Source organism: Helicobacter sp. 23-1045, assembly GCF_053654655.1.
Genome location: NZ_JBSIUR010000001.1, coordinates 234,485 through 260,360 on the forward strand (window position 1 = coordinate 234,485; position 25,876 = coordinate 260,360).

The window sequence follows — 25,876 nt, forward strand, 5'->3', positions numbered from 1 at the left end:
TGATATTATTTAACCCGCGTATTGTAGCAAAATGATTTAAGATTATTGTATAATTTCGCTCGAGGTTGCACTAGAGAGTTGCGACCTCCCTAGTGTAGCCTCAAATCCAAAAAAGGAGGTGAGGCTATGAAAAGCAAGATTTCCAGAAAAATCTTGGTAGTAATTATACTAGTATTTTTTGTGCTAGTCAATAGGTGCTATTAAGATAAGCCAAGCCACTAGATTCAAGCGACTAGTGGCGGGTCTTGCTTGAACTCTCTAGCTTGGCTAATTTGTAAAGCATTGCTTCTTTGGCGGGGCAATTTGTTCTGGGGTATGCAATTTCGCATTATACTACAATCTGTTCTGCTATTTCTATCTTATTTCCGCACATAAAGTGAATCTTTGGGTGCAAAGCGGAGATTTCTTTATATAAATTTTTACTTAATTCAACTCCGATTCTGCGCTCAATCTCCAAATCCCCATTTGCGTCCCGTAGCGCGTCAATCCACGATTGTGGCATAAAACAGCCCGGTAATTTGTGATATAAAAATTCCGCCGTTTTTAGGCTAGTTATTGGATAAAATCCAAAGATTAACTTCGCATTTGTGCCTAAATCAGCGTTGATTCGTGCCATCATCGCAAGTAAATCTTTGGCGTTTTTGGCGTCAAAAATGGGTTGCGTGATTAGCGCAAGTGCGCCAAGCGCGATTTTTTTGCGCATTTTTTTGGCGATATTTTCCATATCATTTGCGTAAGCATTTGCCACAGATAGCGGGTAGATTCTGCGCCCAAAATCCTTGATTTTCGCACCGCCCAAATCCACGCCGTTATTTAGTGCGCGGATAATTTCAAGTAGCATAAAGCTATTGCCCTCAAAAACCGCCTTTGCTTGTGGATTGTCGCCTAATTTTATCGGGTCGCCACGAAGCACAAGAAAGATTCGCACTTCAAATTCATTTAATCCCAAAATCTCGCCTTGAATCGCAATGGAATTTTTATCTCTCGCGCTTATCGTGCAAATGGCGGGTTTGTTTAAAAAATTTTGGACTTTTATGCTTGCTAAAATCGCGCTATGTTTTAGCCGTGAGAGTGGCGAATCCGTGCATACAAAGGCATCGATTTCCCCAAAAACCGCGCTTTGTTTTATGCTTTTCAAAATTGATTCGACACTAAATGCCTTTTGCGGGACGATTTCATAGCTTAAAAACGCAGAATCTCCAAGCATTTTTTCCATCACTAAATCCACTTTTTCCTTCAAATCAAATCCTTTTTGGCGTCTTATATTTCTAACATCAACCGCCATAAATTTACGATAAATTACAAACACAAATCGTATTTGATAAATTTTAATTCGCAATTCTATAATAAAAATTATATAATATCAAGTTAATTTCACTTTTCAAAGGACGCAAATGCAACAAATGCTACTTATGTTTAACTATCTCAAACGCTATCACAGCGACATTTTGGATGTGCTTTGCATTGCGCTTGGGTTTATAAATCTCAAAATCCACGCGCCAGATGACATTCGCATTTTGCTAAATCGCGCCAAAAAGCGCAAAGAAATCGGATTTGATATAAATATCGCCTTGCAGAATCTGCTTGGAAATCTCTATGTCGCGCCAAATAATAATGTAAATTTCATTAAGATTCTGCGAATGGTAGATGAGATAAATCCCACAAATAGCGATATTGAGAGTTTTATCAACACCATCTCACAAAAGCAAACGATAAATAAACTCTACGCATTTTCCACGCCATTAGAAATCAATCATCTAATCGCAGATATTTTGGATTTGAGCGAAAATGATGAGATTTATAATCCCTGCTATGGGATTGGTTCGCTGTTTCTCGCACTCACGCACAAAGCACGGCATTTTAGCATTTATGGCGAGGAATTAGATATGCAACTAGACCGCGTGGCGCGACTGATTTTAAAGGCGATAAAAATTGATGCGAGTAATTTATTTGTCAATAATATTTTAAAAAAGCAGATTTTCCCGCCAAATCGCAAGTTTAGCAAGATTATCTGCCACCCGCCACGCGATATTTATATAGGCATTTTGGATTTGAAGCATAATGAGCGATTCGCGCAGTGGGGACTTATCACAAAAAGTGTGCCTGAACTTAGTTTTATAATAAATGGCATTTCGTATTTGAGGGACAAGGGCGTTTTTATTTTGCGAAATCAAATACTCAAAAAAACTTCGGTGGAGGAAAAGTTTAAGGAAATCCTTTGCCAAAAGTGCCTAATTGAGGCGATTATCGAACTGCCAAATAATATTTTCCCTCACGATAGCGCGGAATTTTCGCTGATGGTGATTTCAAAAAATAATGATGGCATTTTGCATATTGATGCGTCAAATTTCCACAAAAAAGAGGGGAAATACAATCACTTAACAAACACACAGCAAATTTTAGAGATTCTGCGAAATAGGCAAAATTCGCAGTATTCTAAATTCACGCCGTATTCGCAAATTGACATTGATGATTTGCGCGTGCAAAACTATCTTTTGCAACAAAAGAAAACGCCAAAGCACAGCATAAAAAGCATCGGGGTAAAGATTTTTCGTGGGGTGCGGATTTACAGCACAAAAGAGTCAAACGCGCAAAGTTACACGAACATCGGCATTGTGAATTTTAATGAATATGGATTCATCGACTGCGAGGCGATTGAGGCGCATATCGGCGATAAAGATAAGATTGAGAAAAATAAATTACGCGCATTTGATGTGCTTTTGTCCTTGCGCGGGGTGCATCCAAAGATTACGATTGTAAATAAAAGCAAAAATCCAATGGTGGCAAACGCCGGCATTATCGTGCTTCGCGCAAAAAGCGAGGATGAAGCGTATGGATTATTTTGCTTTTTGTTTAGCAAAAGGGCGCAGAATCTCTTGCGCGATTTGTGCGTAAAAAGTGAGCGAAAAAGTATCAATATAAATGAACTTTATGATATCGAAATCCCGCAGGACTTTGCGCGTGGCGCAAAAGAGAAGTTTATGGAAATAAACAAAATAGGAAGCGAGATTATAAAACTGCATAAAAAAATTGAGAATTTGCGCTAGATTCTGCGATTTTTGCATAAAAACGCAGAATCTATGATTTTTTTGTGCGCATTGCAGAATCTATGAGTTTTTATTACATTTCGCAGAATCTGCTATAACCGCCACGAAACCTACAAGCGCAATTATGCTAAAAATCGCCACAGGACTCATATAACGCGAATGTGTAACGATTGCCATACCAGCGATGATTGTCGCACTTGCAAATGCGGTAAGCGCACTTGCAAAGGTAAAGATTAGCAAAGATTTATCGCACTCACATTTGCGCCACCGCACAATCAAAAATCCACTTGTTACAAACAACACAAACCCCAAAGCCACGAAAATAGCGTGATTTAGCACGGGCAGATTTTCATAAAGAAACGAATAGATTTTCTCTCTCACGGGGCTAAAAGTAATGCTCCATTCATTTTTGGGATAGTTTTTAAGCGACTCTGTGCGCCATTTATCTGGCTGTTGTTGAATTGTTTGTGGCGATTTTACAACAGAGCGAACAAAGCCATTTATATCATCATCGCGTGGATTTTGCCACCACATTGCTTTGAAAAATCGTGCTTCGTGCATTGTATAATTTATAGGGTGCTTTAAAATGGCTTTTATCCACGAAAATGTCAGTCCATTTAGCGTGCCATAGCCAAACATTTTCCCACCAAATCCACTATACAAATCGCCATTTAGTGGATTGCTACGATAGGCTTTTTTGACATCATCAAAATTTGCACCCTTTTCATACCACAAATCTTTAAAGCAAGATTTATCATCGCTAGGCACACAAGCTCCAGCGATTTGCAATAAAAGCAAATGATTTTGCGGATTTGAACCTTTGGAAAAAGCTTTTGGAAAACCACTTACAATCGCCAAACACAAAATCGCGCTTAAAATGATGAGTTTTGCGCTGAATTTGCAAAATATCGCAGAATCTAAACCACGATTTTTTAGCCATAAATAAATAATGATAAAAAATGCAGGGAACGCGCTAAAAATGGCATTATGTCGCCATAAAAGTCCTAAAAATAAAAGCACAAATATTAAAATCCAAAGCAGAGTGCAAATCTTTTTGCCTACAAATTCCCCTGCCAAAATCAAAAATAAAATAATGCTATACGCACAAAAGATAAAATTTGCCATCAAAATATAATTCATCGAAATAAAATTACCCAAATAAATATTACCGACAAATGCGATAAGTAGCGGAGCAAGGCTAAAAATGCTTTTATATCGCAGATAAAATCCAGCAATCAAAAACCAAATCCCCAAATAAAGCATTAGATTATTTAGCAAAAAGAAATAAAATGTGTGTGTGCCAAAAATTAGCGATAGAAGCCCAATAAATAGGGAGTTTGTAATGGGTCCATAATTGCTCGTATCAAAATTTAGCACACGAAAAGTATCAGAATCCATTATAAATCCCGGAAATCCTAGCCAAAAGCTAAAAGCGCAAATCCCAGCACATAGCGCAAATGCAAATCCTAAAAAGGCGTAGTCTTTGCGTGTGAGTGCGATTTTTTGCATAGATTCAAGGCGTTTTGGTGGCAAAGAGCGCAATAAATCCACACACACACACGCCACAGCGCAAAAAATACCATTACAAAAACTAAAATATTGACAAAATACCTTACCAAACTTCGCATTAGCGGATAAAAATCCACTTTGTATTCTACAACGCCAAGCGATTCAAGTCCCAAAGCTCCCAAATCCTGCGTGGAGTTAAAAAATACATTGCGCCCACCATAGCTAAAATCTTTAAATGTGCTCGAATCTATCTTATCATTCCACGCAAAATTTAGAGCATTTACCTTTGAGATAGATTGAGAACGAAGCAAAGCCGCAAGGCTTTGAAATTGTATCCGCGCTGTGTAGCTAAACTCGCCCTTAATTTCGTTGCGCTCTAGCGCAGTTTTTTGCTCGTGCAAGGACATTTTCGCGCTGTAAATCTTGCCACTTGTGGCGATATTTAGCGCACACGCGCCTATTATTCCCACCGCAAAAATCGCACTTAAAACGATTAAAAAGACTTTTAGCCACTTTGGAAGTGCGAAAAGTGATTTTAGATTCGCCATTTTTGTCCTAAAATTACTCATTTTTTCGTCCTTTTTTTGAGATTTGATGTGAATTATTGCCCACCCCCAAACCCCCTCCGCAAGGGAGGGGGTTTTTGGGATTTTGACTACGATATACGAATCGCTTTCTTGCAAAAAAGCTATAAAATGCCACCAAAAACGAAGCGATGATTTTGCCAAGCATTGCATTTGCGCCAAAAAACTCCACACAAAGCCACAAAATCACGCTATTTAGTGCGATTCCAAAGATATTGATTGCATAAATCGCACTTATTTCACGCCCCAAACTCAAATGCGAACACCCAAAAATCGCCCTTTTATACACAAAGAGCCCAAGCGCAGAGATTGCCACAAACATTATGACACTTGAAATTAGATAGTGAATCTGTGCGATAAAAGTAAGCACGTAAAATCCCGCCCACTCGCAAAGCGTAAGGATTCCGCCCAAAATCAAATACAGTGCGAATTGTCGCTTTGTGGAGTGCATTTTAGTTTCGCTTGTCATTGCGAGAATCGCATAGCGATTCGTGGCAATCTATGTTTGATTCGTGGATTGCTTCGGGCTGTCGCCATCGCAATGACGAATCTGTGCCCTTATTTGCCAAATAAAAAAATCGCCTATTTTCCCTAATCCCGCGCACAACCAAATGTGCCAAAAGTCCCGCGATTCCAAGCACCACGCCCACTACGCCAAATCCCACACAGACAAACGCCGTAGGGAAGCGTGGCACTTTTGAAGTCTGCATAAACTCTACCACCAAAGGCACACCAAGCGCAAATGCGACTATAAAACACGCAAATGACGCGATTCCAAAGACAAATAATGGGCGTTCGGTAAAAAATAGTTGCATTATCATCGATAAAATCTTAAATCCGTCCCTAAATGTGCGGAGTTTTGAGAAGCTACCTGCAACCCGTGAGCGATAAGGTGCTGTGATTTCACCGATACGCAAACCGCTTTGAAGTGCAAAGACGCTGAGCTCTGTCTCAATCTCAAAGCCTTTGCTTGTGGCGGGGAATGTTTTGACAAAGGCGCGTGAAAAAATGCGATAGCCACTTAATAAGTCCTTTAAGCTAACGCCAAAGAGCATTTGCGCGATTTTGGTAAAAAGTGCGTTGCCAAAGCTATGCCCCTTGCGGTAGAGATTCGCGCTATCTGCGCTTCGGGCAATATTTAGCATATCTAAATTTTGTTCTTTAAAGATTTGCAATGCGCGGGGCAAAATGCTCGTATCGCACTCCAAATCCGCATCAATCATTATATAAATATCAGCTTCTATGAGTGCAAACGCATCGGCGATAACCGCGCCTTTGCCTTGCGTGGGAGTGGAGCGAAGGTAAAGTTTGGCGCGATTGTCTTGTGGTGATAAATCGGGGAGATTTGCCACTCGCTTCGTCAATCCGTAGGATTTGCGAGCGAAGCGAAGCAACCATTGACTATCAGTCTTATTTCCTTGCTCGTGGCTGCACAACCCCGATTTCTCACTCACAATACTTCCGCGCAAGTCATAATTGTCATTACGAGATTTGCTTGCAAACCCTGCATCGCGTAGCGATTCGTGGCAATTCGCAGAATCTCTATTTCGTGCAAAGGCTGAATCGAATTGTTCCCCCTCCCTTGCGGAGGGGGCTAGGGGGTGGGTAGAATTTAATTTAGATTCTGCGATTTTTGTTTGATTCGCAGATTCGGCATTATTGCATTTAGGCGATTCCCCCCCCCCCATAATCTGTTTGTGTTTGCGCGATTTGCGCTATTTTTGTTCTAACCAAATCCGCGCTTTTGTCCGTAGAATTATTATCAAAGACATAAATTTTAGCATTCGGCAAAGTCGCAAATATTTCATCGATGACTGCAACAATGCTTTTCTCTTCGTTGTAACAGGGGATAATCACAGCGATATTTTTCATCTTTCTCTCCAAAAATTGCGATTATAGCAAAGATTCTGCGAATTTGCTAGTGGGATAAAATACCTTGTGCGAAGCGCAACATATTTCAATGCTTTGCAATAAATCTTACCGCTTCTTTATAGCTGTCTATCCCTGCAATCCCCTTGTATGCTATGTCAAAGCCTGTGCCGTGCTCGACAGAGACGCGCAGGATTGGGATTCCTAGCGTTACATTGATACTTTTTTCTGCGTATAGGGCTTTTAGGACGCTTAATCCTTGGTCGTGATACATTGCGACAAAGACTTTGAATTTCGCGCGATTTTGGGCGCGAAACGCCGAATCAGGCGCAACTACGCCTTTATAAACTTTTGCGCCAATCGCCTTATTTGCCGAAGCAAGCGCATTTTGGATAATCTCATCTTCGCTCCCCAAAACTCCGCCATCCCCCGCGTGTGGATTTAGCCCCAAAACAAGCGCGGATTCAAAGCTAAAATGCGCGTGAAATGAAAGCAAAAAATCCCGCACCGCATTAAATTCGATATGCGAAGCCACCGCATTTAGCGGGATATGGTCGGTAAAAAGCGCGACAAACATTTCATCACACCCTAGCATCATAATGCCATTTTGGCGCGAATATTGCGAATCGCTGTGCGAATCTTGTGAGTTTTTGCGCAAAGTTTGCGAATTTTTAGCCAAATCACTCCGCGAATCTGCACTTTTTGCCCCAAAATGAGCGCGTAAAAACTCCGTATGCCCGACAAAATCAATCCCAGCGCATTTCCACGCAAATTTGTTAATCGGTAGCGTTAAAATGGCGTCCATCTCGCCACTCTCTACCGCGCTCACGCCTTGCGTAAAGCTCACAAAACTATATTCGCCACTCTCTTTGGTGGCGGTGGATGGGCAAATCAGCGTGTTTTTGGCAATCGATTCGCGCAAATTGTTAGAGCAAAAAGGGGCGATTTCGCGCACTTCAAAATCGCGTGGAATGTCGTATTTTAGCAACTTTGACGCACATTCAATCACGCTCAAATCCACAAAATACACAGGCTTTATGATTTTGCTAATCTCACTATGCGCTTTTAGCGCGATTTCCGCGCCCACGCCGTTTATATCGCCTATGCTTATGGCAACTTTTTTCAAATTTTCCCCTTTAAATGTCGTAAATTGCGATAGATTCTCGCTTTTAGATTCGTATAATCGCCAAAATCACTCACAATTCGCACAAATTTTAGGTGCGAATCAAATCTAACATTTCTTTAATAGCTCGCTCAAACCCCACAAATACCGCTCTTGCGACAATCGAATGCCCGATATTTAGCTCTGTGATTTCATCTATCGCCACAATCTCACGCACATTTTGGTAGTTTAGCCCGTGCCCTGCGAAAACTTCAAGCCCTAATTGCTTTGCTTTTTTTGCCGAATCACGCAATTCTTTTAATGAATCGCTTAAATTTTGCGCTAGATTCTGCGAATCCATTTCGATTCGATTTGGAGTGCGATTTAGATTTGTGTTTTTTGCCAAATATAGATTTGCAAATTTGCCCGTGTGAAGCTCGATAGCGTCCGCCCCAAGCGACTTTGCGAACTCTGTGTCAGCAATTTTTGCATCGATAAAAAGCGAAACTTTTATGTTAGATTCGCGCAGTTTTGCAATCGTAGGGCGTAGATTTTCGCCTAGCTTCAATCCGCCCTCTGTGGTGATTTCCGCGCGATTTTCAGGCACAAGCGTAACGCTGTGTGGCTTTTGCGCTATCAAAAAGTCGATAATCGCGCTATTTGTGCTTGATTCGACATTCACGGGCAAGGGCGCAGATTCGATGATACGGCGCACATCAAAGTCGCTTATATGCCGTCTATCCTCGCGCAGGTGGATTGTTATTTGGTGCGCCCCCGCATTTTTTACCGCAAAAATCGCCTCTAATGGGTCTGGCTCATTTATTTTCCGCGCCTCACGCAAAGTCGCAATGTGGTCGATATTTACGCCTAATCTTACCATAGCTCTACCCCGCTTCCTTGCACTATTTCGCCGATTATGTAGCCGTCTGTTTTGCTTATCACAAAGTCCGCATTGTCCTTGTCTGCGACTAAAATCATTCCCACGCCCATATTAAATGTGCGATACATTTCGCGTGAATCTACGCGCTGTGCGATGATTTTAAAGATTTCGTGCGTGCGAATCGCGCTTTTTTCTACCTTTGCGCCGATATTTTTGCCAAAAATGCGTGGCAGATTTTCCACGATTCCGCCCCCTGTGATATGCGCCAAAGCCTTTATTTTGCCACTCACGCGCAAAAAATCGCTCACATAAATTTTTGTAGGTTTTAGCAAAATATCCACAAGTTTTTCGCCTCCCACTTCATCATCAAACTTCATCTTTAAGGCGTTGAAAAGCACTTCACGCACGAGCGAGTAGCCATTTGAGTGAATGCCACTTGAAGGGAGCGCGATTAAAATATCGCCTTTTTGCAAAGCGCGGGGCGTTTCTATGTCGCTTCTATCGGCGATTCCTACTGCAAATCCCGCCAAATCAAAGTCGCCTTTTTTATACATACTAGGCATTTCCGCGCTCTCTCCGCCGATAAGCGCACATTTTGCTTCCTTGCAACCCTCTGTTATGCCACCTATCACGCAAAGCGCGGCGTCTTTATCCAAATGCCCTGTGGCGTAGTAGTCCAAAAAAAACAGCGGTGTGGCGAAGTTGCAAATCAAATCATTCACACACATTGCCACTAAATCAATGCCGATTGTATCGAATCGCCCCGCGTCTATGGCGATTTTTAGCTTTGTGCCTACGCCATCTGTCGCGCCTAAAATCACGGGATTTTTGATATTTTTTAGCAAATCGCTATCTAGCGCGTAAGCTCCCGCAAATGAGCCGATTCCGCCCACCACGCGCTTATCAAAGGTGCTTTTTGCGAGTGCCTTTATCCCGCCTACAAGCGCGTTGCCCTCATCGATATTTACGCCAGAGTCCTTGTAGCTGATATTTTTTGCCATATTTTTGCCTTTTTTTGAAATTTTATATGAGATTGAGCGCAGAATCTACTTAGATTCTGCACCAAAGGTTACAAAATCCCCCCCCCCAACTTCATTTTTTATGCCGTCTTTTGGGAGAGTGATTTCAATCCTAAATCCATCCTCCGTATTCATCGCCATAATCTCGCCATAAAGCAAATCTTCGACAAAAATCTTACACGCACTAAGTCCAAGTCCTGCCCTGCCGGCGCGAGTTGTGTAAAACATATCGAAACTTCGTTTGAGATATTCTTCCTCGATGCCACCGCCATTATCCTCGATACTCAAAAGCACGCTGTAATCGTTCAAATCCTCTAATTGCACATTTATCTGCCCGTAAAAATTGCTTCCCTTAACGATGCTTATATGCTCTAACGCGTTGCTAAATATCGTGACAAGCACCGCTTTTAGCGCGTTTTTATCGCAGTAAATGCTGTGAGTTGCTGTTTTTTGCGTGAAATTTATGTGGTTATTGTTGATTAGCGATTGCGGGAAAATTGTCTTTTTTGTGGTGGCGATGAGTTCAGCGATATTTACCATTGTTTTAATGTCTGTTTGACTATAAAAATGTATGCTTTGATTTATGGAGTCAATGATTGCGTTATGCAAATCGGCGATTTTGATGAGTTCGCCTCGCAGTTCGTTGTGATGGTTTGCAAACTCATCGATATTGCTTTTAATTAGGCGCAGAATCTCGTTTATTTTATTTAGCGTCAAATAAAGCATTTGGATTTTTTGCATTCGCTCATTTTCCTTAATCTTTATAATGCGCTCTCTATCGCGCTTTCTTATGTGCTCTTTGCGGATTGAAATATTGCGAATGCTTAAATTTAGCAGAGTTTTATTATTTAGCGTAAAAATATTTGCGTAAATCTCCACAGGCAGTGCTTCATCGCCCATTAGCGTTTCAAATAAAATGGGTTCTTTGCCAATCCCATCAAAGATAATATCCACCCGCTTTTTCTCGCTATTATTAAATAAATCCAAAAACGCAGAATCTGCCCCTTTTGGCGAGATTAGATTATAAAAACTAGGACTTGCCACATAAAGCGCGCCAATTTCGTCATTTTTAATCTCATATAGCGCAAGTGCGTCATTGATATTATCAAATGCCGTTAGGATATTTTCGCTTGTGCCGACATTTTTCATCATCTCACTGCTTAAAAATGCCAAAATATCATCGATTGCTAGTTCAACTATCAAATGCCCTACAACTTCGCCTTTGGTGCTGATATTTCCCTTAAATGTGTAAAAAGTCTGAATTTGATTGTCAATTTTTGCTTTGATGATTTTTGAGTTTTCAAAATTAAACTCTTTGATAATATCGCCTAATTTTGAGTTCATCCGCCCATTACTAACCAAATCCACGCCATTTATATCCGTGATACGCACGGAAAATGGAATTAGCGATAGCAGTTTTTCAAACACATCTGCGCGGATTTTAAAACCTGATAGATTTAGGATTTTATGCTTATTTTCACGCTTATAAATATAAAATGCCACAACGCTAAAAATAAACAAAAGCAGCGCACTAAAAATATCCACGCTAAATAAATACACGCTAAAAACTACATTCAGCGCGAAAAATAACGGAGCGGATTTATCTAATGTCAATCGTTTCATATTCGCCTATCTTTTTAAAAAAATTCTGCGTATTTTAGCGGAAAAATTATAATTTTGACTTTAAAATTGCTAGATTCTGCGAAAAAATTTTGGCAGATTCTGCGAAAAATTAAGCAGATTCTGCGTTTGAATGTGCTAAAATCTTTGCATTTCTAAAAGGGGTAGGAATATGGATATAAAAAATTTTAAGCAAATCGAAAATGCCACGCAGTTTGGCGTGAAAGATGTCCGCAAAATCGGCATTGTGCTAATCTTTATGTTTTTTGCGTCATTGTTTGCGGTGCTTTTTAGCGAGGCGAGTAATCACATTTTGCTAATTGTTAGCGTGGTTATCGGTATGTATATGGCGATGAATATCGGGGCAAACGATGTCGCAAACAATGTCGGTCCCGCCGTTGGTTCAAAGACTATGACAATGCTAACTGCCATAATCATCGCTGTGATTTTTGAGGCAAGTGGCGCAATTATCGCGGGGGGCGATGTTACAGATACGATTCGAGGTGGGATTGTCGCACAGAGCGCATTTAGCGACAAAAATATTTTCATCGCCGTAATGCTCTCCGCCTTAATCGCTTCTGCGCTGTGGCTAAATATCGCTACTTTCGTAGGTGCGCCCGTCTCCACCACGCATTCAATCGTAGGCGGGATTATCGGCTCATCAATCGCTGCGGGGGGATTTGGCGTGGTGCATTGGGGCGTTATGCTAGGCATTGCCGCAAGTTGGGTGATTTCACCTGTGATTGGTGGCGTGGTGGCGGCGTTATTTTTGATTGCCATCAAGCGCACCATAACTTACAAGCAAGATAAAGTCACCGCCGCAAAAAAAGTCGTGCCGATTTTGATTTTCATCATCTCATTTGCCTTTATTTTGTATCTAATGCAAAAGGGATTATCACGCGTGATTCAGTTGCATATATTCGCACAGCTTGGCATTTCGCTAGGTTTATCAATCATCATTTTTGCGATTACAAAACCGCTAATTATAAAAAAAGCAGATTCACTAGGTAGCACAAAGACGACTATTACAAAGGACGCAATCGGCGACTTTTTCACTATACCGCTAATCTTTGCTGCGGCGTTGCTTAGCTTCGCACACGGAGCAAGCGATGTATCAAATGCCATCGGACCGCTTGCCGCGATAAATGAAGCAATTAGCAGTGCGGTAGATTCTGCGATTAGCGCAAAATCTGCCACGCCACTTTGGATAATGATTTTAGGCGGACTTGGGATTTCAATAGGACTAGCACTTTATGGACCGCGTCTCATTCGCACGGTGGGGAGCGAAATCACAGAGCTAGATAAAATCCGCGCATTTTGCATTGCGCTCTCCGCTTCAATCACGGTGCTTGTGGCAAGCGCGCTAGGACTGCCTGTAAGCTCCACGCACATCGCTATTGGCGCGATTTTTGGCATAGGATTTTTACGCGAATACCTAAAAGGCAATTATAAAAAGATGGAGAATGAGATAATCCAAGCGCACAGGGGCAAAGACGCGCTTGTGGTGCAGAGATTTTTAGATGAGTTTAAGGGGGCGAGTATCGAGCGAAAAACGCAGATTTTAAAGGATTTGAAGACAAAAAATTCGCCATTTAATAAAAAGGACAAAAAGGCGCTGAAAAAAAGCGTAAAAGATGAGCTAGTAAAGCGCAGTGCGATTAAAAAAATCATCGCTTCGTGGCTCATCACCGTGCCTGTGAGCGCGATTGTAAGCGCAGTGGCGTATTTTATCATCGTGCAGTTTGCGGATAAGTTTTAGATATTGCGTTTTATATATCGCAGAATCTTGGGGTAGATTCTGCGAATTTTTGACTTTTTTCACACTAGATTCTGCGAAATTTTGACTTTTTCGCACTAGATTTTGCGAAATCGCAGAATCTAGCGGGATTTTTCGCACGAGAGATTCTGCGAATCAAATAAAAAAAACGCAGAATCTACTCTAAAATCGCAGAATCTGCCGTATTTTTACAAAATCTATCGCCCCTTAATTCGCGCAAGTCGCTTTAAAATTTGCCCCTTGATTCACGCAAATTTTTAATTTTTGCCCTTAATTTTCGCCAACCACTCTTTTAGCGTTTTTTCAAAGCCTATGTCGCTAAATTCTACGAATTTTGCATTGACATTTTTTGGCAAATACTCTTGCTCTACAAATCCGCCAAATGCGCCACTTGTAGAATTGTGCCTATCGTGCGGATAGCGGTAATTTTTGCTAAATGGTTTGATATGCTCTGGGATTTCTAGCGTGGGGTGCGCTTTTACAAACTCTAACGCGCTATCAATCGCCTTATACGCGGTGTTTGACTTTGGCGAAGCGGATAAATAAAGCACACATTGCGCCAAAATTATGCGCGATTCAGGCTGACCTATTTTTGCAACGCTCTGCATTGTGCTATTTGCAAGATTTAGCGCGTTTGGATTTGCATTGCCTATGTCCTCACTTGCGAGTATCACAAGCCTCCGTGCGATAAACTCCACGCTCTCACCCGCATTTATAAGCCTAGCCAAATAGTAAATGCTGGCATTTTCATCGCTCCCGCGAATGCTCTTTATCATCGCGCTAATTAGCTCATAATGCGTAGTTGATTCGCCCACGCCCTCGCTATTTGGCTTAATCGCCCGAAGCGATTTAAGGCTGGGCGATTTTTCACCCTGCATTGCGATATGCAAAAGATTTAGCATAGCCCTTGCATCGCCATTGCACGAATCTAGCAAGTAATCCCGCGCATCATTTTCTAGCGTCAAATCGTGCGCTTTTAGGCGCGAATCAAGGATTTCATTTAGCTCATCGTGGCTCAAAGCGTGAAATTCAAAGATTAAAGAGCGCGAACGGATAGCCGAAGTCAGCGCGAAATAGGGATTTTGCGTAGAAGCACCGATAAAAATCGCACTAAAATTCTCCATAAAAGGTAGCAAAACTTCCTGCTGTGCTTTGTTTAGCCGATGAATCTCATCGATAAAAATTAGCGGTTTATTTAGTGAATCTTTTGCACCCACCACGCATTTTCGCAAGTCATCGATTTTTAGCGAAGTGGCGTTGAACTCTAAAAATTCGCCCCCGATTTCATTGCTGATGATTCGCGCAAGGCTAGTTTTGCCACAGCCCGGCGGTCCAAAGAAAAAAAGGTGGATTAAATCTTTTGATTCAATCATCTTAGCAATCGGTGCATTTTCGCCAAGTAGGTGCTTTTGCCCGATAAATTCGCTTAAATTTTTTGGCTTTTGAAGTGCAAACATTTTGGATTGTCCTTTTAGAATTAAAAAATGTGATTGTAGCAAAAATGCGCTTTTTAGATTCTGCGAATTTGTGTTTGAATCGCAGAATCTGGCAATTTTTAAGTTTTATTTATATAAAATCCGCAAATTTTCTAAAAAAGGGCATTTATGCGTAAAAATATTTTTGAAATGTATCGGGGGGGGGGGATTTTACTCTCTAAACTCTCTAACTAATTTTTTATCCGTTTTCTTATTTAATCAAAACTCACACATTCAAAAAATCCACTTTCAAATCATTGTTAGATTCTGCGCTAGATTCTGCGAATTTTCTTGTTTTACCACCGCCAGATTCTGCGAATGCAAATGCTTCAAAAACTTCATAGTCCGCGATGACTTTAAACTAATATTTTAACATTTAAGGGACAAAAAAATGGCGGAGTTAAAGTTAGGCGATGAAATTGTGGCAAATATCGATGATTTGCGAAAGTATTATGAATTTATGGAGATTTTGGAGTGTTTTAAAAGTGGCGAATTAGCGCAGTGGATGGCGCAAAATGGATATATCGATGAAGCAAATGCGCTTCATTCTCTGCCAAAAGATTTGAGCGTGGGGCAACTTCACTTAAAACTATATGAGATTTTAAATGGCGCAGATTCTGCGTTGCCACTTTTAAGGGACTATTTTGAGGCGTTTGATAGGTGGATGCAAAAGCAAGATGAGCTGAACGCATCGCTAGATAGGGCAATAGAGGCGCGTGATGATGAAAACTTGGAGTTTGAAATAGAAAAAGCTGTGGCAGAGGCGGATAATCTTTGCAAAAAGTGCTATGAGATAGCAGAGCCATTAGCGCAAAATACGGGCAGTGCAAAAGAGCAGTGGGGCAGAGCGAAGCTGAATTTTCAACTATCATCATTGGCAGAATCAATAAAGATGATAAATCTATCAAAGCAAATCGCATTTAATAAAAGATGTGTCGCTAGAAATTTGGAGGGCATTTCCGCCCCATAGCAGACAAAAATGCTTAATAAAAATGCGTAAATTAGGCAAAAAATAGTCCGCGATGACTCTAAACTAAATTTGAAAACTATGGAGGTGCGAATTTAAGAAATGCAAAATAATTTGGATAAATCTTTGAGTTTTGAATGCACAAAATGCGGTATGTTTTATCAAAGGCGGAGTTTTATAAGCTAAATGCGAAGTGTTGCAATGCTTTGCAAGAGCAACACGGCATTAGCGAAAATTTTAGAATAAAAATTACATAAAAAAGGAGTAAAAAATGGCATATAGATATGATAGTGATTTAGAGTTTTTGCGCTCTATGACAGATAAGGATTTAGAAGTGCTAGTGGAAACACTCACAGGTAAGGACAGGACAAATGCGACTGAAAATCTAAGCCAACAAGACGGATACAAAAGACATTATCCAAATCATAGCAAATATATTGATGAGATTATGGAGGAATTACAACGCTTTGGTGGCAATACTTTTGTTACTTATGTAGTAAGGTGGGGTAAAGGTGTGCTTTATAAAGAGGTGCTTTGTGATGTGTGCGACAAAATGAAAGTCAATTACAACAAAGAATCATCGGTAGAGCGAATTGAAGGCGAATTATTTTCAAAGATTTTGAAGGATTCTATGGATAAAATGAGCGAAGAAGAGATAAAAACCTTTGCCAAAGAAGCAGGATTTGATAGTGCAAAAGGTTTTGGCAAACAAGCGGTATTTATAGCTATGCAAACGGCAATAAAGGCTGGTGGCTTTGCTTCTTATCAGCTTGCGCTAATAGTGGCTAATGCTGTGGCAAAAGCAGTGCTTGGCAGAGGACTAGCTTTGGCAACAAATGCGGGACTTACAAGGGCAATAGGCGTATTTGCTGGACCAATAGGCTGGGCGGTAACGGCACTTTGGACTGCGTGGGATATGGCTGGACCTGCATATAGGATAACTATACCTGCCGTAATACAGGTAGCATTTTTACGACAAAAGCTTAATAATGCCGTTGATATATTTTTGACAGGCGAAATGGGTGTTGGCAAAGATACGATATACCACATACTTAAAGATGGTAAATTTGGCATTTGGGACTCTACGCCAAACTTAAACATAAATAAGTTTGATGCTTGTGGGCGAATGTTGCGTATTATCAATACCGCTGGTGCTAGGGACAATGATAATGAAAATATTGAAGCGCGTAGAGAGTTGAAACAAGGTGCAAGATATGTCTATGTTTTTAATGCTAGCGATTATTTCACAAATGAAAAGATTAAAAAGCAAGTGCAAATGGACTTGAAAGCACATAAAGATATGTGTAGCAAAAATGATTGGAATCTCAAAATCATCGGCACACACAAAGATATATGCCTTAAAAACAGCATAAGTGAAGCTGAAATTCAGGCACTTGCTAGTGAGATTGGCGGTGAAACTCAAATTTTAGATTTAACCACCTATAACGATTCGCAAATGCAAGAAAATCTTTATAAATTTATCATAGGTAAGGATTAGCGATGATAAGTGCAACTATACAAGGCAAATATAAGGAAAATCGTGGTGAGCATATCACCGCACAAGATGGCAAACTAATCACAGGTGAAGCGCAAAAAAAAGTGTGTAAATGCGATTTTGAAAGATTGTCAAAAAGTTAATGTAAGCGCGGAATATTATTGCGAACTTGAAAACGGCAAACTTTTTTGCGCTTTGTATCACCCTGAAAATGATGATATAGGGCGGAGGCGAATCGCGCTAATCGTGTGGGACAAGGACACTTCAGACGAAATCATACAAAAGACGCTTGAAGTGATGGGACTTGAATACAATCGCTTTTTGGAGCTAAAAAGTGAATTTGAAGCGAGACTTGAATCTAACAAACAAGTCGGCACAAACAAAAATAAACTTGTTGCTATAATAGGTGGCGTAGCGTTGATAGCATTTGTCGCCTATTTGCTAATCAAAAAATAAGGAGTAAAAATGGCAAAAGAACAAGAAAAAGTTTTGATTATAGATGATAAGACGCAAAATGCGATGAGGTTAGACCCTGAATATGCGGACTTTAAGGCGGAATTAGAAAAAGAGGATTTTAAGGTAATCTGCCTTGATGATAGGCAAAATATAGAGTTATTTAGCGATACACGCAAGCCTATTGGCGATTATCAAGGCATAGCCGTTAGAAGCGATTTATACAAAACTGATAAATGCTACTACCCTATGTTAGATTTCGCGGAGAGCTATTTTGAGCATTTAAATTTAATGATGGAGGATATGGCAGCTTGTATGGGTGCTAGCTTGTGGGAGTTTAACTATTTGGAGGAACAATTTGAATCTAGTAAGCAAAGTAGTGGTTTTGACGCTAGTGTGAATGTAAATATCGCAAACAAAGGCGGTGGCGGCGTAGGATATGCGCAAAGTAATACAAGTGGCAATAGCGATGAATCTAAATATTCCAACACCACCAAAGCCAAATTTGAAGCAAATAGAAAAAAATCTCCACAAGAATTTGAGGCATATATCAAAGAGCAAGAAATTGATATAGATGTATTTGACCCACACTTCAAAGACAGAATACAGAGATATATAAAAGGCGAAGAAGTGTTAGATTTGGAAAAAACGATTGATAAAAGCAAGCGCATTTCGCAGTATGTCAAAACCTGCCACAAATTAAGTGCAAATGCTAAAATATGCAGAATTTTTGATGCGAAATTTAAGTTAGATTTAAAATCGGAGCTAAACACCGAGCGCAAATATCGCACAAAGTTATTTTATAGAATGACTTTTGAGAATAAAAGGTAGTTTGGCAGAAAAGGACAAAAATGGCGTGGGCAACACCAAAGAAATGCCATAAATGTGGCAAGGTAAAGATGATAGGCGACTGCATTGTGGGATTGCCAATTTGCGACTCTTGCAAAAACAAAGAGTTTGGCAAAAGCAAAGCACAAGGCACAAAATCCACGAATCTAAAAGAGATTTTTAAAGAGTGGTTTGGCAAGGGCAAAAAGTGATTTGTGGCGATTCGCAGAATCTGCCTAAAATTTGCAGAATCTTGCGCGAATCGTCATTGCGAGATTCTGCGTTTTGCGCTTAATTCGCAGAATCTGCGACTGATTTGTCATTGCGAGATTTGCCAAAGGCAAATTGTGGCAATCTATTTTTATTTTTTTCTGTGAATTGCTTCGAATTTGACAAGTCAAATTTTCACATTGACGGAGTTTTTGAGATTTTACCCACCCCCTTAATCCCCCTCCGCAAGGGAGGGGGAGAATTTGAGATTCTGCGAATCGCAGAATCTTGGATTGCCACGAAAATCCTACGGATTTTCTCGCAATGACGAAATTTTTTTTTAGATTCTTCGCTCGTTTCACTCGCTCAGAATGACAATAAATCGCAGAATCTAATGAATTTTAGGGTAGATTCTGCGTTTTTCGTTAGATTCTGCGATTCACCTCGCAATGACAAAAAAACACACGAGATTCTGCGATTCGCAGAATCTAATAGATTGCCACGACTTGCATTTGCAAGTCTCGCAATGACGGATTTTTTTTAAGATTTTTCGCTTCGCTCAAAATGACAATTTGAAGTGCGAATCGTAGAATCTAGCGCGAAAATTTTGATTTTTTTGCCTTTTTGCTAAATCCGCGAAAGATTCACCCAAAACAAGCGAAGCGTAGTTTCTTTAGTAAAGACGAATTTCTCTTTCACTTCTCAAATATTATCACTTCATACGAATTGCGCTTCACGCTCACATTGCTAGAATTATCCGTGCGCTGTTGTTGCAGATTTTCGATTGTGATGTCCAACTCATCTAGCTTGTCTTTTAGGCGCAGGATTATATCCACACCCGCGAGATTCACGCCCAAATCGCGTGTGAGACGCAAAATCACCTTAATTTTGTCAATGTCTTTTTGCGAGTAAAGGCGCATTTTGCCATCCGTGCGACTTGGCTCAATTAGCCCCTCTTTTTCGTATTGACGCAAAGTCTGCGGGTGAATCGACAAAATCTTTGCCACCACGCTTATCAAAAATACAGGTTCTTCGTAGCTATACATTTTCGCCCCCTTTTTGTGAGATTTTCGCCACAATCTTTAATCTGGCAGTTTTTCGCGCATCGCTTCAAGCAGTGATGAATCAATGCTCTCAATCGGCGGATTTTCAATATTTGCGATGAGATACAAATCGCCGATTGTGCCACTTTTGCGATTTTTTAGCCCTTGCTCTTTGACGCGAAATTTTTGGTTGTTTTTCGTATTTTGCGGGATTGTAAGGCTTAATTCTTTATAAGGCGTTTGCACTTTGATTTTGCCCCCAAAGAGCGCGGTTTTTAGCGGAATCTTTATGCTTTTCATTAGCGCGTCATCTTTGATTTCATATTCGCTACTTGGCGCGATATTCACACGCAAAAACAAATCCCCCGCGCCATTTCGTGTCCTTTTACCCTTGCCTTTTACGCGCAGTTTTTCGCCATTTTTAATCCCCGCAGGGATTTTTATATCAAAATCATCATAGCGATACACTCCGCCACGCAAGGCAGATTCAAAGGGGATAGTAATGTCTTTTTGAATGTCAAGCGATTCGCCAAAAGATTCGCCAAAGTCAAATCCGCCACTTGAAAAGCCACCGCTAAATCCACCCGAACTAAACCCGCCCGAACTAAATCCGCCAAATCCGCTGTTTGCGCTAAATCCGCTATTTTGACCGAATCCTCCGCCAAAAATTTGACTTAAAATATCATCTAAATTTATGTTTTGATTACTTCTAGCAAAGTCGCTAAAATTCTGTCCGCCAAACATTGAATCGCCAAATCTATCGTATTGTGCGCGTTTTTTCTCATCGCTCAAAATCTCATAAGCCGCGTTAATCTCTTTGAATTTTTCCTCCGCGTCCTTTGCTTTGTTGATGTCGGGGTGATATTGGCGTGCGAGTTTGCGATAGGCTTTTTTAATCTCATCTTGTGAAGCGTTTTGTGCCACGCCTAGCGTTGTGTATAAACTTTTTTCCAAAATAAAACTCCATATTTTTATAAAATGTGAGTGAGATTATAGCATAAAAGTTTAGTTTGGTATTATAAAGTTTTATGAGATTTAGATTGCCACGATTTTGCGAAACGCAGAATCTTGCAATGACAAAATCGCAGAATCTCGCTTCAAAAAACCACTTTTTTGCTACAATTTTGCCTTTTATTTTATTTGGGAAAGGATTTTGCGATGCAGATAAAATCAAAATGGGATTATTTTTTTGCCTTTTTTGTGGCATTTTATGCGTTTTGCATAGTTTATAAAAGTGCGCCACCGCTTATGAGTGGCGATGATATTAACTTTTATGCGGATTTATTGGAGGGTAGGGCAGTGTGGCACGGCGTGGATTTTGATTATAAGAGATTTTTCCCGCTTGCAGGGTGGAACTTGAATGTTGTCGCGCTAATTTCGACAAGTCCCTATGCCTTTATGAGTGGCAATGCGCTTGTGTTTGCCATCACTGCGCTTTGCTATTATGCGCTGTTACGGAGATTTGCGGTGGCGAAAAGTTTGATTTTTATTAGTTTTGTGGCGCTAACTTTAAGTGTGGGATATACAAAAATCATCACGCAAATCACATTCCCGGAAATGACGCAAATAATGTTTCTAATGATATTTTTGCTATGTGGGCGATTATTTTATGAAAATTGCGCGAAATTCGCAGAATCTGTTATGGATTTAACCCACCCCCTAGCCCCCTCCGCAAGGGAGGGGAAATTTGCAGATTCTGCGAAAAACACAATAGATTCTGCGAAAAACACAATAGATTCTGCGTTTAGGGCGAAAGTCGCAGAATCTAAAACTTTTAATATATATATATATATATATATGCGTTACTTGCGCTCATCTTTGCAAACGCGCTTATTTATCTCAAAGAAGTTTCATTTATTTTAATTAGCGGATTTGGATTTTTTCATCTACTTTTTTCTTTTTTAAATCAGTATTTTTCCCACCACAAGCGACCTTCAAGGCAAATCATCATTTTTGATTTTGCGCTAATGATTAGCGCGGTGGCGTTTTTGGTGGCGTATTTTTATTTCACAAAAAATGCGCAAAATAATTACACGCAGTTGGAAAATGTCTTTTCTCCCACGAGGACTTTTGTCGTGGCGATTTTGAGTGCGCCATTTATTAGCATTTGCGCGCCTCTTTTGCTACTTTGTAGAATCTACTTTTGGCGCAAGGAAGGGCGCGTATTTAAACCTTTTAGCGATAGTTTGCTAATTATTGCGCTTTTATATTTTATGGCGTTTTTGGTGCTTGGGATGGGGAGTTTTCACTACTTTATGCCTGCGAATTTTGTGATTTGTATATACGGGCTAATTTTTTTACGCGATTATGGGAGCAGAATCTATAAAAGCATAATTTTTTGGGCGGTGAGCGTGCTTGTGGCGGGGATTTTGCTGACAAATACCATTCCGCAAGGATTGCATTATTTTAGTTTAAATAAAGTGCAAATGCGAAATCTATCGCAGGCAATGGAGTTTTTGGCGGATTATATTAGCGAAAATAAAGGCACAACGCTTTATTTTGATGGATTTTGTCGCGGGAGGGATAGGTGCTATTATTTTTGGCAGTATGGGGTGGTTTTCGATATTTTGCCACGCATTTATAAAGCGAGTGATTTTGATATCAGGTCAAATGAGCCAAATGGCAAAAATTTCACGCCAAATCCAAATGCAAAATTTAGCTTTTTCCGCGATGATATTGTGAGTGTGCCACAAAGTGGGGATTTGCTGATTGTGAGTTTTATGAGTGATAAGGCGATTTCGCGTGAATATTTGGTAGGTTTGGAGCGTGAAAATGAGCTGATTTTCAAAAGTGGGAATTTTGGTTACATTCCGTCATATAATTTGATGAGTTTGGGCGCGTGGATGCTTGGCAAAATGGGCGTGAAACACGCATTAAGCAATGTGGGAAATCCATTTAAGACGCCAAGTCAAATTTATATTTTTAAGGTGCGGTAGAGATTCTGCGAGATTCTGCGAAATGTTTTGGATTCTGCGAGATTCTGCGAAAAACGCAGAATCTAGTGCAATTTTTTCGTCATTGCGAGGCGCACGAAGCGAAGCGAGTGCAACGAAGCAATTCGCAGAATTGAATAAAGAAACTTCGGCTTCGCCTTGTTTTGCGAGCGAAGCGAAGCAACCATCCAAATCAAAATTAAATTCGTGCGAAGCACCCAAATCTCGCCCGCTTCGTGGTGCAAAAAATCGGGAGCAAACGAGCAGTAGTGCGAGTGCCGATTTTTTGCTAGAAGCGGATTAAGCGAGGCTCTCCCCCTAAAAGCGAAAAGCGGCAGCTTTTGGGGACACAATTTAATAGTCGGGGGGAGCGGGGAGGGGGGTGTAGCCCTTTTGCGAAAAAAATAAGCGAATCTAATCCAAAAAATGGCGCAGATTCTGCGATTCGCTTTAAAATCGCAAAATCTAATAAAAATCACGAATCGATAGTTCAAAAGCAAATCAATGCAGATTCATCGCAAGTAAGCGATTCGTCTAAACCATAGAGTCTCCCTAATGGATTGCCACGAAGTCGCCCAAAGTGCGACTTCTCGCAATGACGGAGAGTAATGCAGATTCTGCTATCGCAAAATCTCGCAATGACGAAATGATAGTAGATTCTGCGGTTCGTAAATTCTCACAATGACGAATATTACAACAATCGAAGTAATTGCGGTATGGCTTTGCACGGCGTGGCTTCCGTTGCGAGGAAATAAGACTTTGTGTGTCTATTGACGAAGCAATGGGAGCAACGCCGTGTGAATTGCATACCCAAGAACAAATTGCCAAATTGCCTCCAAGAACAAATCGCCCCAAAAAACAGCTTACAGCCCCAGCACATATTTTTCGATTCGCTTTATGCCTTCGATGATTTGCTCTTCGCCACACGCAAAAGAAAATCGCACGAATCCCTCCATACCAAACGCCACGCCCGGCACCAATGCAACGCCTTGTTTTTCTAACAAATCCTTGCAAAATTCCATCGAATCGCGCTTTATTGCCTTGATGTTTATGAAAAGGTAAAATGCGCCCTGTGGCAGTCGCACTTCAAGCGATTTGATGTCATTTATCATTTTGTGCGCCAAATTTCGCCGTCCCTCAAATGCTTGGATAAAGTTTTCTGCGTCCATTTCGCATTCGCCTTTTAGTGCGGGGATTGAGGCTCTTTGTGCGATTGAGTTGATATTTGCGGTGCTTTGGGATTGCAAATTATTCATTAAGCGAATCAATTCTTTATCTTTGGAGGCGGCATATCCCACGCGCCATCCTGTCATTGCAAAACTTTTGCTTAAACCATTTATGGTGATTGTGCGTTGCAACAAATCATCATTTATCGCGCCTATCGAAGTGTATTTGAGATTGTCATAGACTAATTTTTCATAGATTTCATCGCTGATTATTACAATATCCGTGCTTTTGATAACGCTATGAATCGCCTCTAATTCGTCCTTGCTATAAATCATACCTGTGGGATTTGATGGCGAAGTTAGCACCAAAATCTTTGTCTTTTTTGTGATGGCGGATTCAAGCTGTTTGGGCGTGATTTTAAAGTCATTTTCTTCGCTTGTCTCAATGATGACATTTTTGCCCCCAAAATATGTCGTTAGCTCGGGGTAAGTAACCCAATATGGCGCAGGGATTATCACTTCATCGCCCTTATCCACAAGCGCGGCGTAGGCGTTGAAAAGTGCGCCTTTTGCACCATTGCCTACGATGATTTCGCTTGGCTCATAATGCAGGGCATTTTCGCGCTCCAATTTCTCGCAAATCGCGCTTTTGAGTTCGTTGATACCTGAAACCTGCGTATATTTGGTAAATCCGCTATTTATGGAGCGAATCGCCTCATCTTTTATGCCCTTTGGCGTGTCAAAGTCTGGCTCTCCCGCTGAAAAGCTCAAAATATCCTTGCCCTGCGCTTTTAAATCCCGTGCTAGTGAGCTTATCGCAATGGTTAGCGATTCGTTTAGTCGTTTCACTCTGTTTGAATATTTCATTTTTTGTCCTTTCGTTTAAAATTTGCCTTGATTTGCGCCTAAAATATTAGATTCGCGCCAAAATATCCGCCACTTCTTTTGCGTGGTAGCTGATGATTATATCCGCTCCCGCGCGTTTAAATCCGTGCATAATTTCAAGTAGCATTTCATCATATTCGATTAGCCCCGCTTTTGCGGCGTTTTTAAGCATTGCGTATTCGCCACTGACATTATACACGGCAAGTGGCAAAAGTGTGCGTTCTTTTATATCGCGCACAATGTCTAAATACGCCATTGCAGGTTTTACCATCAAAATATCCGCGCCCTGCGCTTCATCTGCCAAAGATTCTGCGATAGCCTCGCGTCTGTTTGCGGGATTTTGCTGATAGGTTTTTCTATCGCCAAAAGTGGGCGTAGAGTTTGCCACATCGCGAAATGGTCCATAAAATTTACTTGCAAATTTCGTAGAATAGCTCATAATGATTTTATCGCTTAGATTCGCCGAATCTAGCGCATTGCGAATCGCACTCACTTGATTATCCATCATTGCACTTGGCGCGATAATATCTACGCCACTTTGGGCTAAAATCACCGCTTGTTTTGCCAAAATTTCTAGCGTTTTGTCATTATTCACAATGCCATTGCTATCTAAAATCCCGCAATGCCCGTGCTCTGTGTATTCACAAAAGCACAAATCCGCGCTTATGATTATTTCATCACCAAATCGCGCCTTTATTTCGCGCGTAGTTTTTGCCACAATCGCGTTTTCGTGGAGCGCACTAGAACCGACACTATCCTTAATATCTGGGATTCCAAAAAGCATAATGTGCGAAATGCCACGATTTAGGGACTCTTCGCATTCTACCAAAATATTATCAATGCTTAATTGATAGATATTTTCAAGCGAAGCAATCGCATTTTTCACACTTTTGCCCTCTGATTCGATTACAAAAAGTGGGTAGATGAAGTCTTTGATATTTAGGCGATTTTCTTGTAAAAGGGTGCGAATTTTGGCGTTTTGTCGCAGTCGTCTTAATCTCATTGCTTACCTTT

31 protein-coding genes and 1 pseudogene are annotated in these 25,876 nt (G+C 40.7%); 14 read left to right on the forward strand and 18 right to left on the reverse strand.

The features are described 5' to 3' along the window. Nucleotides 1-328: 328 nt before the first annotated feature. Complete coding sequence (locus ACWIUE_RS01340; RefSeq protein ID WP_454134166.1) at nucleotides 329-1,240, reverse strand: methylenetetrahydrofolate reductase; 912 nt, start codon at nucleotides 1,238-1,240, stop codon at nucleotides 329-331. Between the two features lie 154 nt (nucleotides 1,241-1,394). Here ACWIUE_RS01340 and ACWIUE_RS01345 point away from each other — a divergent pair, with 154 nt between their 5' ends. Continuing rightward, entirely contained in the window at nucleotides 1,395-3,047 is a 1,653-nt protein-coding gene (locus ACWIUE_RS01345; RefSeq protein WP_454134168.1) for an N-6 DNA methylase, read from the forward strand. Between the two features lie 60 nt (nucleotides 3,048-3,107). Here ACWIUE_RS01345 and ACWIUE_RS01350 read toward each other — a convergent pair whose 3' ends face one another. From ACWIUE_RS01350 to ACWIUE_RS01390, 9 genes are all read right to left on the reverse strand, one after another. Beyond that, nucleotides 3,108-4,598, reverse strand: a complete 1,491-nt coding sequence (locus ACWIUE_RS01350) for a hypothetical protein (RefSeq protein WP_454134169.1) — start codon at nucleotides 4,596-4,598, stop codon at nucleotides 3,108-3,110. Then, on the reverse strand, nucleotides 4,514-5,125 hold the full coding sequence (locus ACWIUE_RS01355) for a hypothetical protein (protein ID WP_454134170.1): 612 nt from the start codon (nucleotides 5,123-5,125) through the stop codon (nucleotides 4,514-4,516). The genes ACWIUE_RS01350 and ACWIUE_RS01355 overlap by 85 nt, the downstream gene beginning before the upstream one ends. Then, nucleotides 5,118-5,609 carry a GtrA family protein gene (locus ACWIUE_RS01360; RefSeq protein WP_454134172.1) on the reverse strand — a complete coding sequence of 164 codons (492 nt, stop codon included), beginning with the start codon at nucleotides 5,607-5,609 and terminating at the stop codon, nucleotides 5,118-5,120. The genes ACWIUE_RS01355 and ACWIUE_RS01360 overlap by 8 nt, the downstream gene beginning before the upstream one ends. Continuing rightward, on the reverse strand, nucleotides 5,593-6,828 hold the full coding sequence (locus tag ACWIUE_RS01365) for a glycosyltransferase (RefSeq protein ID WP_454134174.1): 1,236 nt from the start codon (nucleotides 6,826-6,828) through the stop codon (nucleotides 5,593-5,595). Before ACWIUE_RS01365 ends, ACWIUE_RS01360 begins: the two co-directional genes overlap by 17 nt. Continuing rightward, a complete protein-coding gene (locus tag ACWIUE_RS01370; protein ID WP_454134176.1) occupies nucleotides 6,806-7,012 on the reverse strand; it encodes a glycosyltransferase family 2 protein in 207 nt (68 codons plus the stop codon). The genes ACWIUE_RS01365 and ACWIUE_RS01370 overlap by 23 nt, the downstream gene beginning before the upstream one ends. A gap of 85 nt (nucleotides 7,013-7,097) precedes the next feature. Beyond that, nucleotides 7,098-8,135: a 4-hydroxythreonine-4-phosphate dehydrogenase PdxA gene (locus ACWIUE_RS01375; RefSeq protein ID WP_454134177.1), complete on the reverse strand. Its 1,038-nt coding sequence runs from the start codon at nucleotides 8,133-8,135 to the stop codon at nucleotides 7,098-7,100. An 88-nt stretch (nucleotides 8,136-8,223) separates the two neighbouring features. Continuing rightward, nucleotides 8,224-8,991, reverse strand: a complete 768-nt coding sequence (locus ACWIUE_RS01380) for a pyridoxine 5'-phosphate synthase (RefSeq protein ID WP_454134179.1) — start codon at nucleotides 8,989-8,991, stop codon at nucleotides 8,224-8,226. Continuing rightward, a complete protein-coding gene (gene purM, locus ACWIUE_RS01385; protein ID WP_454134181.1) occupies nucleotides 8,985-9,992 on the reverse strand; it encodes a phosphoribosylformylglycinamidine cyclo-ligase in 1,008 nt (335 codons plus the stop codon). The genes ACWIUE_RS01380 and purM overlap by 7 nt, the downstream gene beginning before the upstream one ends. A 45-nt stretch (nucleotides 9,993-10,037) precedes the next feature. Continuing rightward, a complete protein-coding gene (locus tag ACWIUE_RS01390; RefSeq protein WP_454134182.1) occupies nucleotides 10,038-11,633 on the reverse strand; it encodes a sensor histidine kinase in 1,596 nt (531 codons plus the stop codon). A 169-nt stretch (nucleotides 11,634-11,802) separates the two neighbouring features. Here ACWIUE_RS01390 and ACWIUE_RS01395 point away from each other — a divergent pair, with 169 nt between their 5' ends. Then, on the forward strand, nucleotides 11,803-13,389 hold the full coding sequence (locus ACWIUE_RS01395) for an inorganic phosphate transporter (RefSeq protein WP_454134184.1): 1,587 nt from the start codon (nucleotides 11,803-11,805) through the stop codon (nucleotides 13,387-13,389). 275 nt (nucleotides 13,390-13,664) lie between these two features. Here the strand turns inward: ACWIUE_RS01395 and ACWIUE_RS01400 are convergent, their stop codons facing one another. After that, nucleotides 13,665-14,864, reverse strand: a complete 1,200-nt coding sequence (locus ACWIUE_RS01400; protein ID WP_454134185.1) for a replication-associated recombination protein A — start codon at nucleotides 14,862-14,864, stop codon at nucleotides 13,665-13,667. Between ACWIUE_RS01400 and ACWIUE_RS01405 the strand changes: the two genes are divergently transcribed. From ACWIUE_RS01405 to ACWIUE_RS01435, 7 genes and pseudogenes are all read left to right on the forward strand, one after another. Next, nucleotides 14,855-15,019 carry a hypothetical protein gene (locus ACWIUE_RS01405; protein WP_454134187.1) on the forward strand — a complete coding sequence of 55 codons (165 nt, stop codon included), beginning with the start codon at nucleotides 14,855-14,857 and terminating at the stop codon, nucleotides 15,017-15,019. The genes ACWIUE_RS01400 and ACWIUE_RS01405 overlap by 10 nt on opposite strands. A gap of 254 nt (nucleotides 15,020-15,273) precedes the next feature. After that, the gene (locus ACWIUE_RS01410) at nucleotides 15,274-15,852 is read left to right on the forward strand and encodes a hypothetical protein (protein WP_454134189.1); all 579 of its coding nucleotides are present in this window, start codon (nucleotides 15,274-15,276) and stop codon (nucleotides 15,850-15,852) included. A gap of 268 nt (nucleotides 15,853-16,120) precedes the next feature. Next, nucleotides 16,121-16,843 (forward strand): annotated as a pseudogene (locus ACWIUE_RS01415) (DUF3944 domain-containing protein); the annotation flags it as partial. Nucleotides 16,844-17,349: 506 nt separating this feature from the next. Further along, nucleotides 17,350-17,487 carry a hypothetical protein gene (locus ACWIUE_RS01420; protein WP_454134191.1) on the forward strand — a complete coding sequence of 46 codons (138 nt, stop codon included), beginning with the start codon at nucleotides 17,350-17,352 and terminating at the stop codon, nucleotides 17,485-17,487. After that, on the forward strand, nucleotides 17,465-17,800 hold the full coding sequence (locus tag ACWIUE_RS01425) for a hypothetical protein (RefSeq protein ID WP_454134193.1): 336 nt from the start codon (nucleotides 17,465-17,467) through the stop codon (nucleotides 17,798-17,800). Before ACWIUE_RS01420 ends, ACWIUE_RS01425 begins: the two co-directional genes overlap by 23 nt. Nucleotides 17,801-17,809: 9 nt before the next feature. Further along, complete coding sequence (locus tag ACWIUE_RS01430; protein ID WP_454134194.1) at nucleotides 17,810-18,628, forward strand: hypothetical protein; 819 nt, start codon at nucleotides 17,810-17,812, stop codon at nucleotides 18,626-18,628. A 20-nt stretch (nucleotides 18,629-18,648) separates the two neighbouring features. Continuing rightward, a complete protein-coding gene (locus ACWIUE_RS01435) occupies nucleotides 18,649-18,837 on the forward strand; it encodes a hypothetical protein (RefSeq protein WP_454134195.1) in 189 nt (62 codons plus the stop codon). A 24-nt stretch (nucleotides 18,838-18,861) separates the two neighbouring features. On the opposite strand, the gene ACWIUE_RS01440 is transcribed toward ACWIUE_RS01435, so the two are convergent. After that, a complete protein-coding gene (locus ACWIUE_RS01440; RefSeq protein ID WP_454134197.1) occupies nucleotides 18,862-19,197 on the reverse strand; it encodes a hypothetical protein in 336 nt (111 codons plus the stop codon). Between the two features lie 32 nt (nucleotides 19,198-19,229). On the opposite strand from ACWIUE_RS01440, the gene ACWIUE_RS01445 reads away from it, so the two are divergent. After that, complete coding sequence (locus ACWIUE_RS01445) at nucleotides 19,230-19,379, forward strand: hypothetical protein (RefSeq protein ID WP_454134199.1); 150 nt, start codon at nucleotides 19,230-19,232, stop codon at nucleotides 19,377-19,379. A 151-nt stretch (nucleotides 19,380-19,530) separates the two neighbouring features. Here ACWIUE_RS01445 and ACWIUE_RS01450 read toward each other — a convergent pair whose 3' ends face one another. Genes ACWIUE_RS01450 through ACWIUE_RS01460 form a run of 3 tightly spaced genes read right to left on the reverse strand, consistent with a single transcriptional unit; the run spans nucleotide 19,531 to nucleotide 21,052 of the window. Then, nucleotides 19,531-19,881, reverse strand: coding sequence for a heat shock protein transcriptional repressor HspR (locus ACWIUE_RS01450; RefSeq protein ID WP_454134200.1), 351 nt, complete (start codon nucleotides 19,879-19,881; stop codon nucleotides 19,531-19,533). Between the two features lie 36 nt (nucleotides 19,882-19,917). After that, on the reverse strand, nucleotides 19,918-20,832 hold the full coding sequence (locus ACWIUE_RS01455) for a DnaJ C-terminal domain-containing protein (RefSeq protein WP_454134201.1): 915 nt from the start codon (nucleotides 20,830-20,832) through the stop codon (nucleotides 19,918-19,920). Beyond that, complete coding sequence (locus ACWIUE_RS01460) at nucleotides 20,777-21,052, reverse strand: hypothetical protein (RefSeq protein WP_454134202.1); 276 nt, start codon at nucleotides 21,050-21,052, stop codon at nucleotides 20,777-20,779. Before ACWIUE_RS01460 ends, ACWIUE_RS01455 begins: the two co-directional genes overlap by 56 nt. On the opposite strand from ACWIUE_RS01460, the gene ACWIUE_RS01465 reads away from it, so the two are divergent. From ACWIUE_RS01465 to ACWIUE_RS01480, 4 genes are all read left to right on the forward strand, one after another. Then, nucleotides 21,037-21,741 carry a hypothetical protein gene (locus ACWIUE_RS01465; protein WP_454134204.1) on the forward strand — a complete coding sequence of 235 codons (705 nt, stop codon included), beginning with the start codon at nucleotides 21,037-21,039 and terminating at the stop codon, nucleotides 21,739-21,741. The genes ACWIUE_RS01460 and ACWIUE_RS01465 overlap by 16 nt on opposite strands. Before the next feature lie 104 nt (nucleotides 21,742-21,845). Continuing rightward, complete coding sequence (locus ACWIUE_RS01470; protein ID WP_454134206.1) at nucleotides 21,846-22,814, forward strand: hypothetical protein; 969 nt, start codon at nucleotides 21,846-21,848, stop codon at nucleotides 22,812-22,814. Further along, nucleotides 22,759-23,115: a hypothetical protein gene (locus ACWIUE_RS01475; protein WP_454134208.1), complete on the forward strand. Its 357-nt coding sequence runs from the start codon at nucleotides 22,759-22,761 to the stop codon at nucleotides 23,113-23,115. The genes ACWIUE_RS01470 and ACWIUE_RS01475 overlap by 56 nt, the downstream gene beginning before the upstream one ends. Nucleotides 23,116-23,152: 37 nt before the next feature. Beyond that, nucleotides 23,153-23,356 carry a hypothetical protein gene (locus ACWIUE_RS01480; RefSeq protein ID WP_454134209.1) on the forward strand — a complete coding sequence of 68 codons (204 nt, stop codon included), beginning with the start codon at nucleotides 23,153-23,155 and terminating at the stop codon, nucleotides 23,354-23,356. 7 nt (nucleotides 23,357-23,363) lie between these two features. Here the strand turns inward: ACWIUE_RS01480 and ACWIUE_RS01485 are convergent, their stop codons facing one another. The 3 genes from ACWIUE_RS01485 to hemB are packed head-to-tail and all read right to left on the reverse strand — an operon-like array spanning nucleotide 23,364 to nucleotide 25,865. After that, nucleotides 23,364-23,639 carry a hypothetical protein gene (locus ACWIUE_RS01485; protein WP_454134211.1) on the reverse strand — a complete coding sequence of 92 codons (276 nt, stop codon included), beginning with the start codon at nucleotides 23,637-23,639 and terminating at the stop codon, nucleotides 23,364-23,366. A gap of 35 nt (nucleotides 23,640-23,674) precedes the next feature. Beyond that, the gene (locus tag ACWIUE_RS01490) at nucleotides 23,675-24,844 is read right to left on the reverse strand and encodes a pyridoxal phosphate-dependent aminotransferase (RefSeq protein ID WP_454134213.1); all 1,170 of its coding nucleotides are present in this window, start codon (nucleotides 24,842-24,844) and stop codon (nucleotides 23,675-23,677) included. Between the two features lie 46 nt (nucleotides 24,845-24,890). Beyond that, nucleotides 24,891-25,865, reverse strand: a complete 975-nt coding sequence (gene hemB / locus ACWIUE_RS01495) for a porphobilinogen synthase (protein ID WP_454134215.1) — start codon at nucleotides 25,863-25,865, stop codon at nucleotides 24,891-24,893. Between the last annotated feature and the right edge of the window lie 11 nt (nucleotides 25,866-25,876).

Excerpts from the sequence above, each read along its gene's own strand:
- ACWIUE_RS01390 (WP_454134182.1), bottom strand. The coding sequence starts at position 11,633 with ATGAAACGATTGACATTAGATAAATCCGCTCCGTTATTTTTCGCGCTG.
- ACWIUE_RS01470 (WP_454134206.1), top strand. The coding sequence starts at position 21,846 with ATGATTAGCGCGGTGGCGTTTTTGGTGGCGTATTTTTATTTCACAAAA.
- purM (WP_454134181.1), bottom strand. The coding sequence starts at position 9,992 with ATGGCAAAAAATATCAGCTACAAGGACTCTGGCGTAAATATCGATGAG.
- ACWIUE_RS01370 (WP_454134176.1), bottom strand. The coding sequence starts at position 7,012 with ATGAAAAATATCGCTGTGATTATCCCCTGTTACAACGAAGAGAAAAGC.
- ACWIUE_RS01435 (WP_454134195.1), top strand. The coding sequence starts at position 18,649 with ATGGCGTGGGCAACACCAAAGAAATGCCATAAATGTGGCAAGGTAAAG.
- ACWIUE_RS01360 (WP_454134172.1), bottom strand. The coding sequence starts at position 5,609 with ATGACAAGCGAAACTAAAATGCACTCCACAAAGCGACAATTCGCACTG.
- ACWIUE_RS01430 (WP_454134194.1), top strand. The coding sequence starts at position 17,810 with ATGGCAAAAGAACAAGAAAAAGTTTTGATTATAGATGATAAGACGCAA.
- ACWIUE_RS01365 (WP_454134174.1), bottom strand. The coding sequence starts at position 6,828 with ATGGGGGGGGGGGAATCGCCTAAATGCAATAATGCCGAATCTGCGAAT.
- ACWIUE_RS01465 (WP_454134204.1), top strand. The coding sequence starts at position 21,037 with ATGCAGATAAAATCAAAATGGGATTATTTTTTTGCCTTTTTTGTGGCA.
- ACWIUE_RS01420 (WP_454134191.1), top strand. The coding sequence starts at position 17,350 with ATGATAAGTGCAACTATACAAGGCAAATATAAGGAAAATCGTGGTGAG.
- ACWIUE_RS01380 (WP_454134179.1), bottom strand. The coding sequence starts at position 8,991 with ATGGTAAGATTAGGCGTAAATATCGACCACATTGCGACTTTGCGTGAG.
- ACWIUE_RS01490 (WP_454134213.1), bottom strand. The coding sequence starts at position 24,844 with ATGAAATATTCAAACAGAGTGAAACGACTAAACGAATCGCTAACCATT.
- ACWIUE_RS01450 (WP_454134200.1), bottom strand. The coding sequence starts at position 19,881 with ATGTATAGCTACGAAGAACCTGTATTTTTGATAAGCGTGGTGGCAAAG.
- ACWIUE_RS01445 (WP_454134199.1), top strand. The coding sequence starts at position 19,230 with ATGAATTTTAGGGTAGATTCTGCGTTTTTCGTTAGATTCTGCGATTCA.
- ACWIUE_RS01400 (WP_454134185.1), bottom strand. The coding sequence starts at position 14,864 with ATGTTTGCACTTCAAAAGCCAAAAAATTTAAGCGAATTTATCGGGCAA.
- ACWIUE_RS01355 (WP_454134170.1), bottom strand. The coding sequence starts at position 5,125 with ATGAGTAATTTTAGGACAAAAATGGCGAATCTAAAATCACTTTTCGCA.
- hemB (WP_454134215.1), bottom strand. The coding sequence starts at position 25,865 with ATGAGATTAAGACGACTGCGACAAAACGCCAAAATTCGCACCCTTTTA.
- ACWIUE_RS01475 (WP_454134208.1), top strand. The coding sequence starts at position 22,759 with ATGTGGGAAATCCATTTAAGACGCCAAGTCAAATTTATATTTTTAAGG.
- ACWIUE_RS01395 (WP_454134184.1), top strand. The coding sequence starts at position 11,803 with ATGGATATAAAAAATTTTAAGCAAATCGAAAATGCCACGCAGTTTGGC.
- ACWIUE_RS01345 (WP_454134168.1), top strand. The coding sequence starts at position 1,395 with ATGCAACAAATGCTACTTATGTTTAACTATCTCAAACGCTATCACAGC.
- ACWIUE_RS01410 (WP_454134189.1), top strand. The coding sequence starts at position 15,274 with ATGGCGGAGTTAAAGTTAGGCGATGAAATTGTGGCAAATATCGATGAT.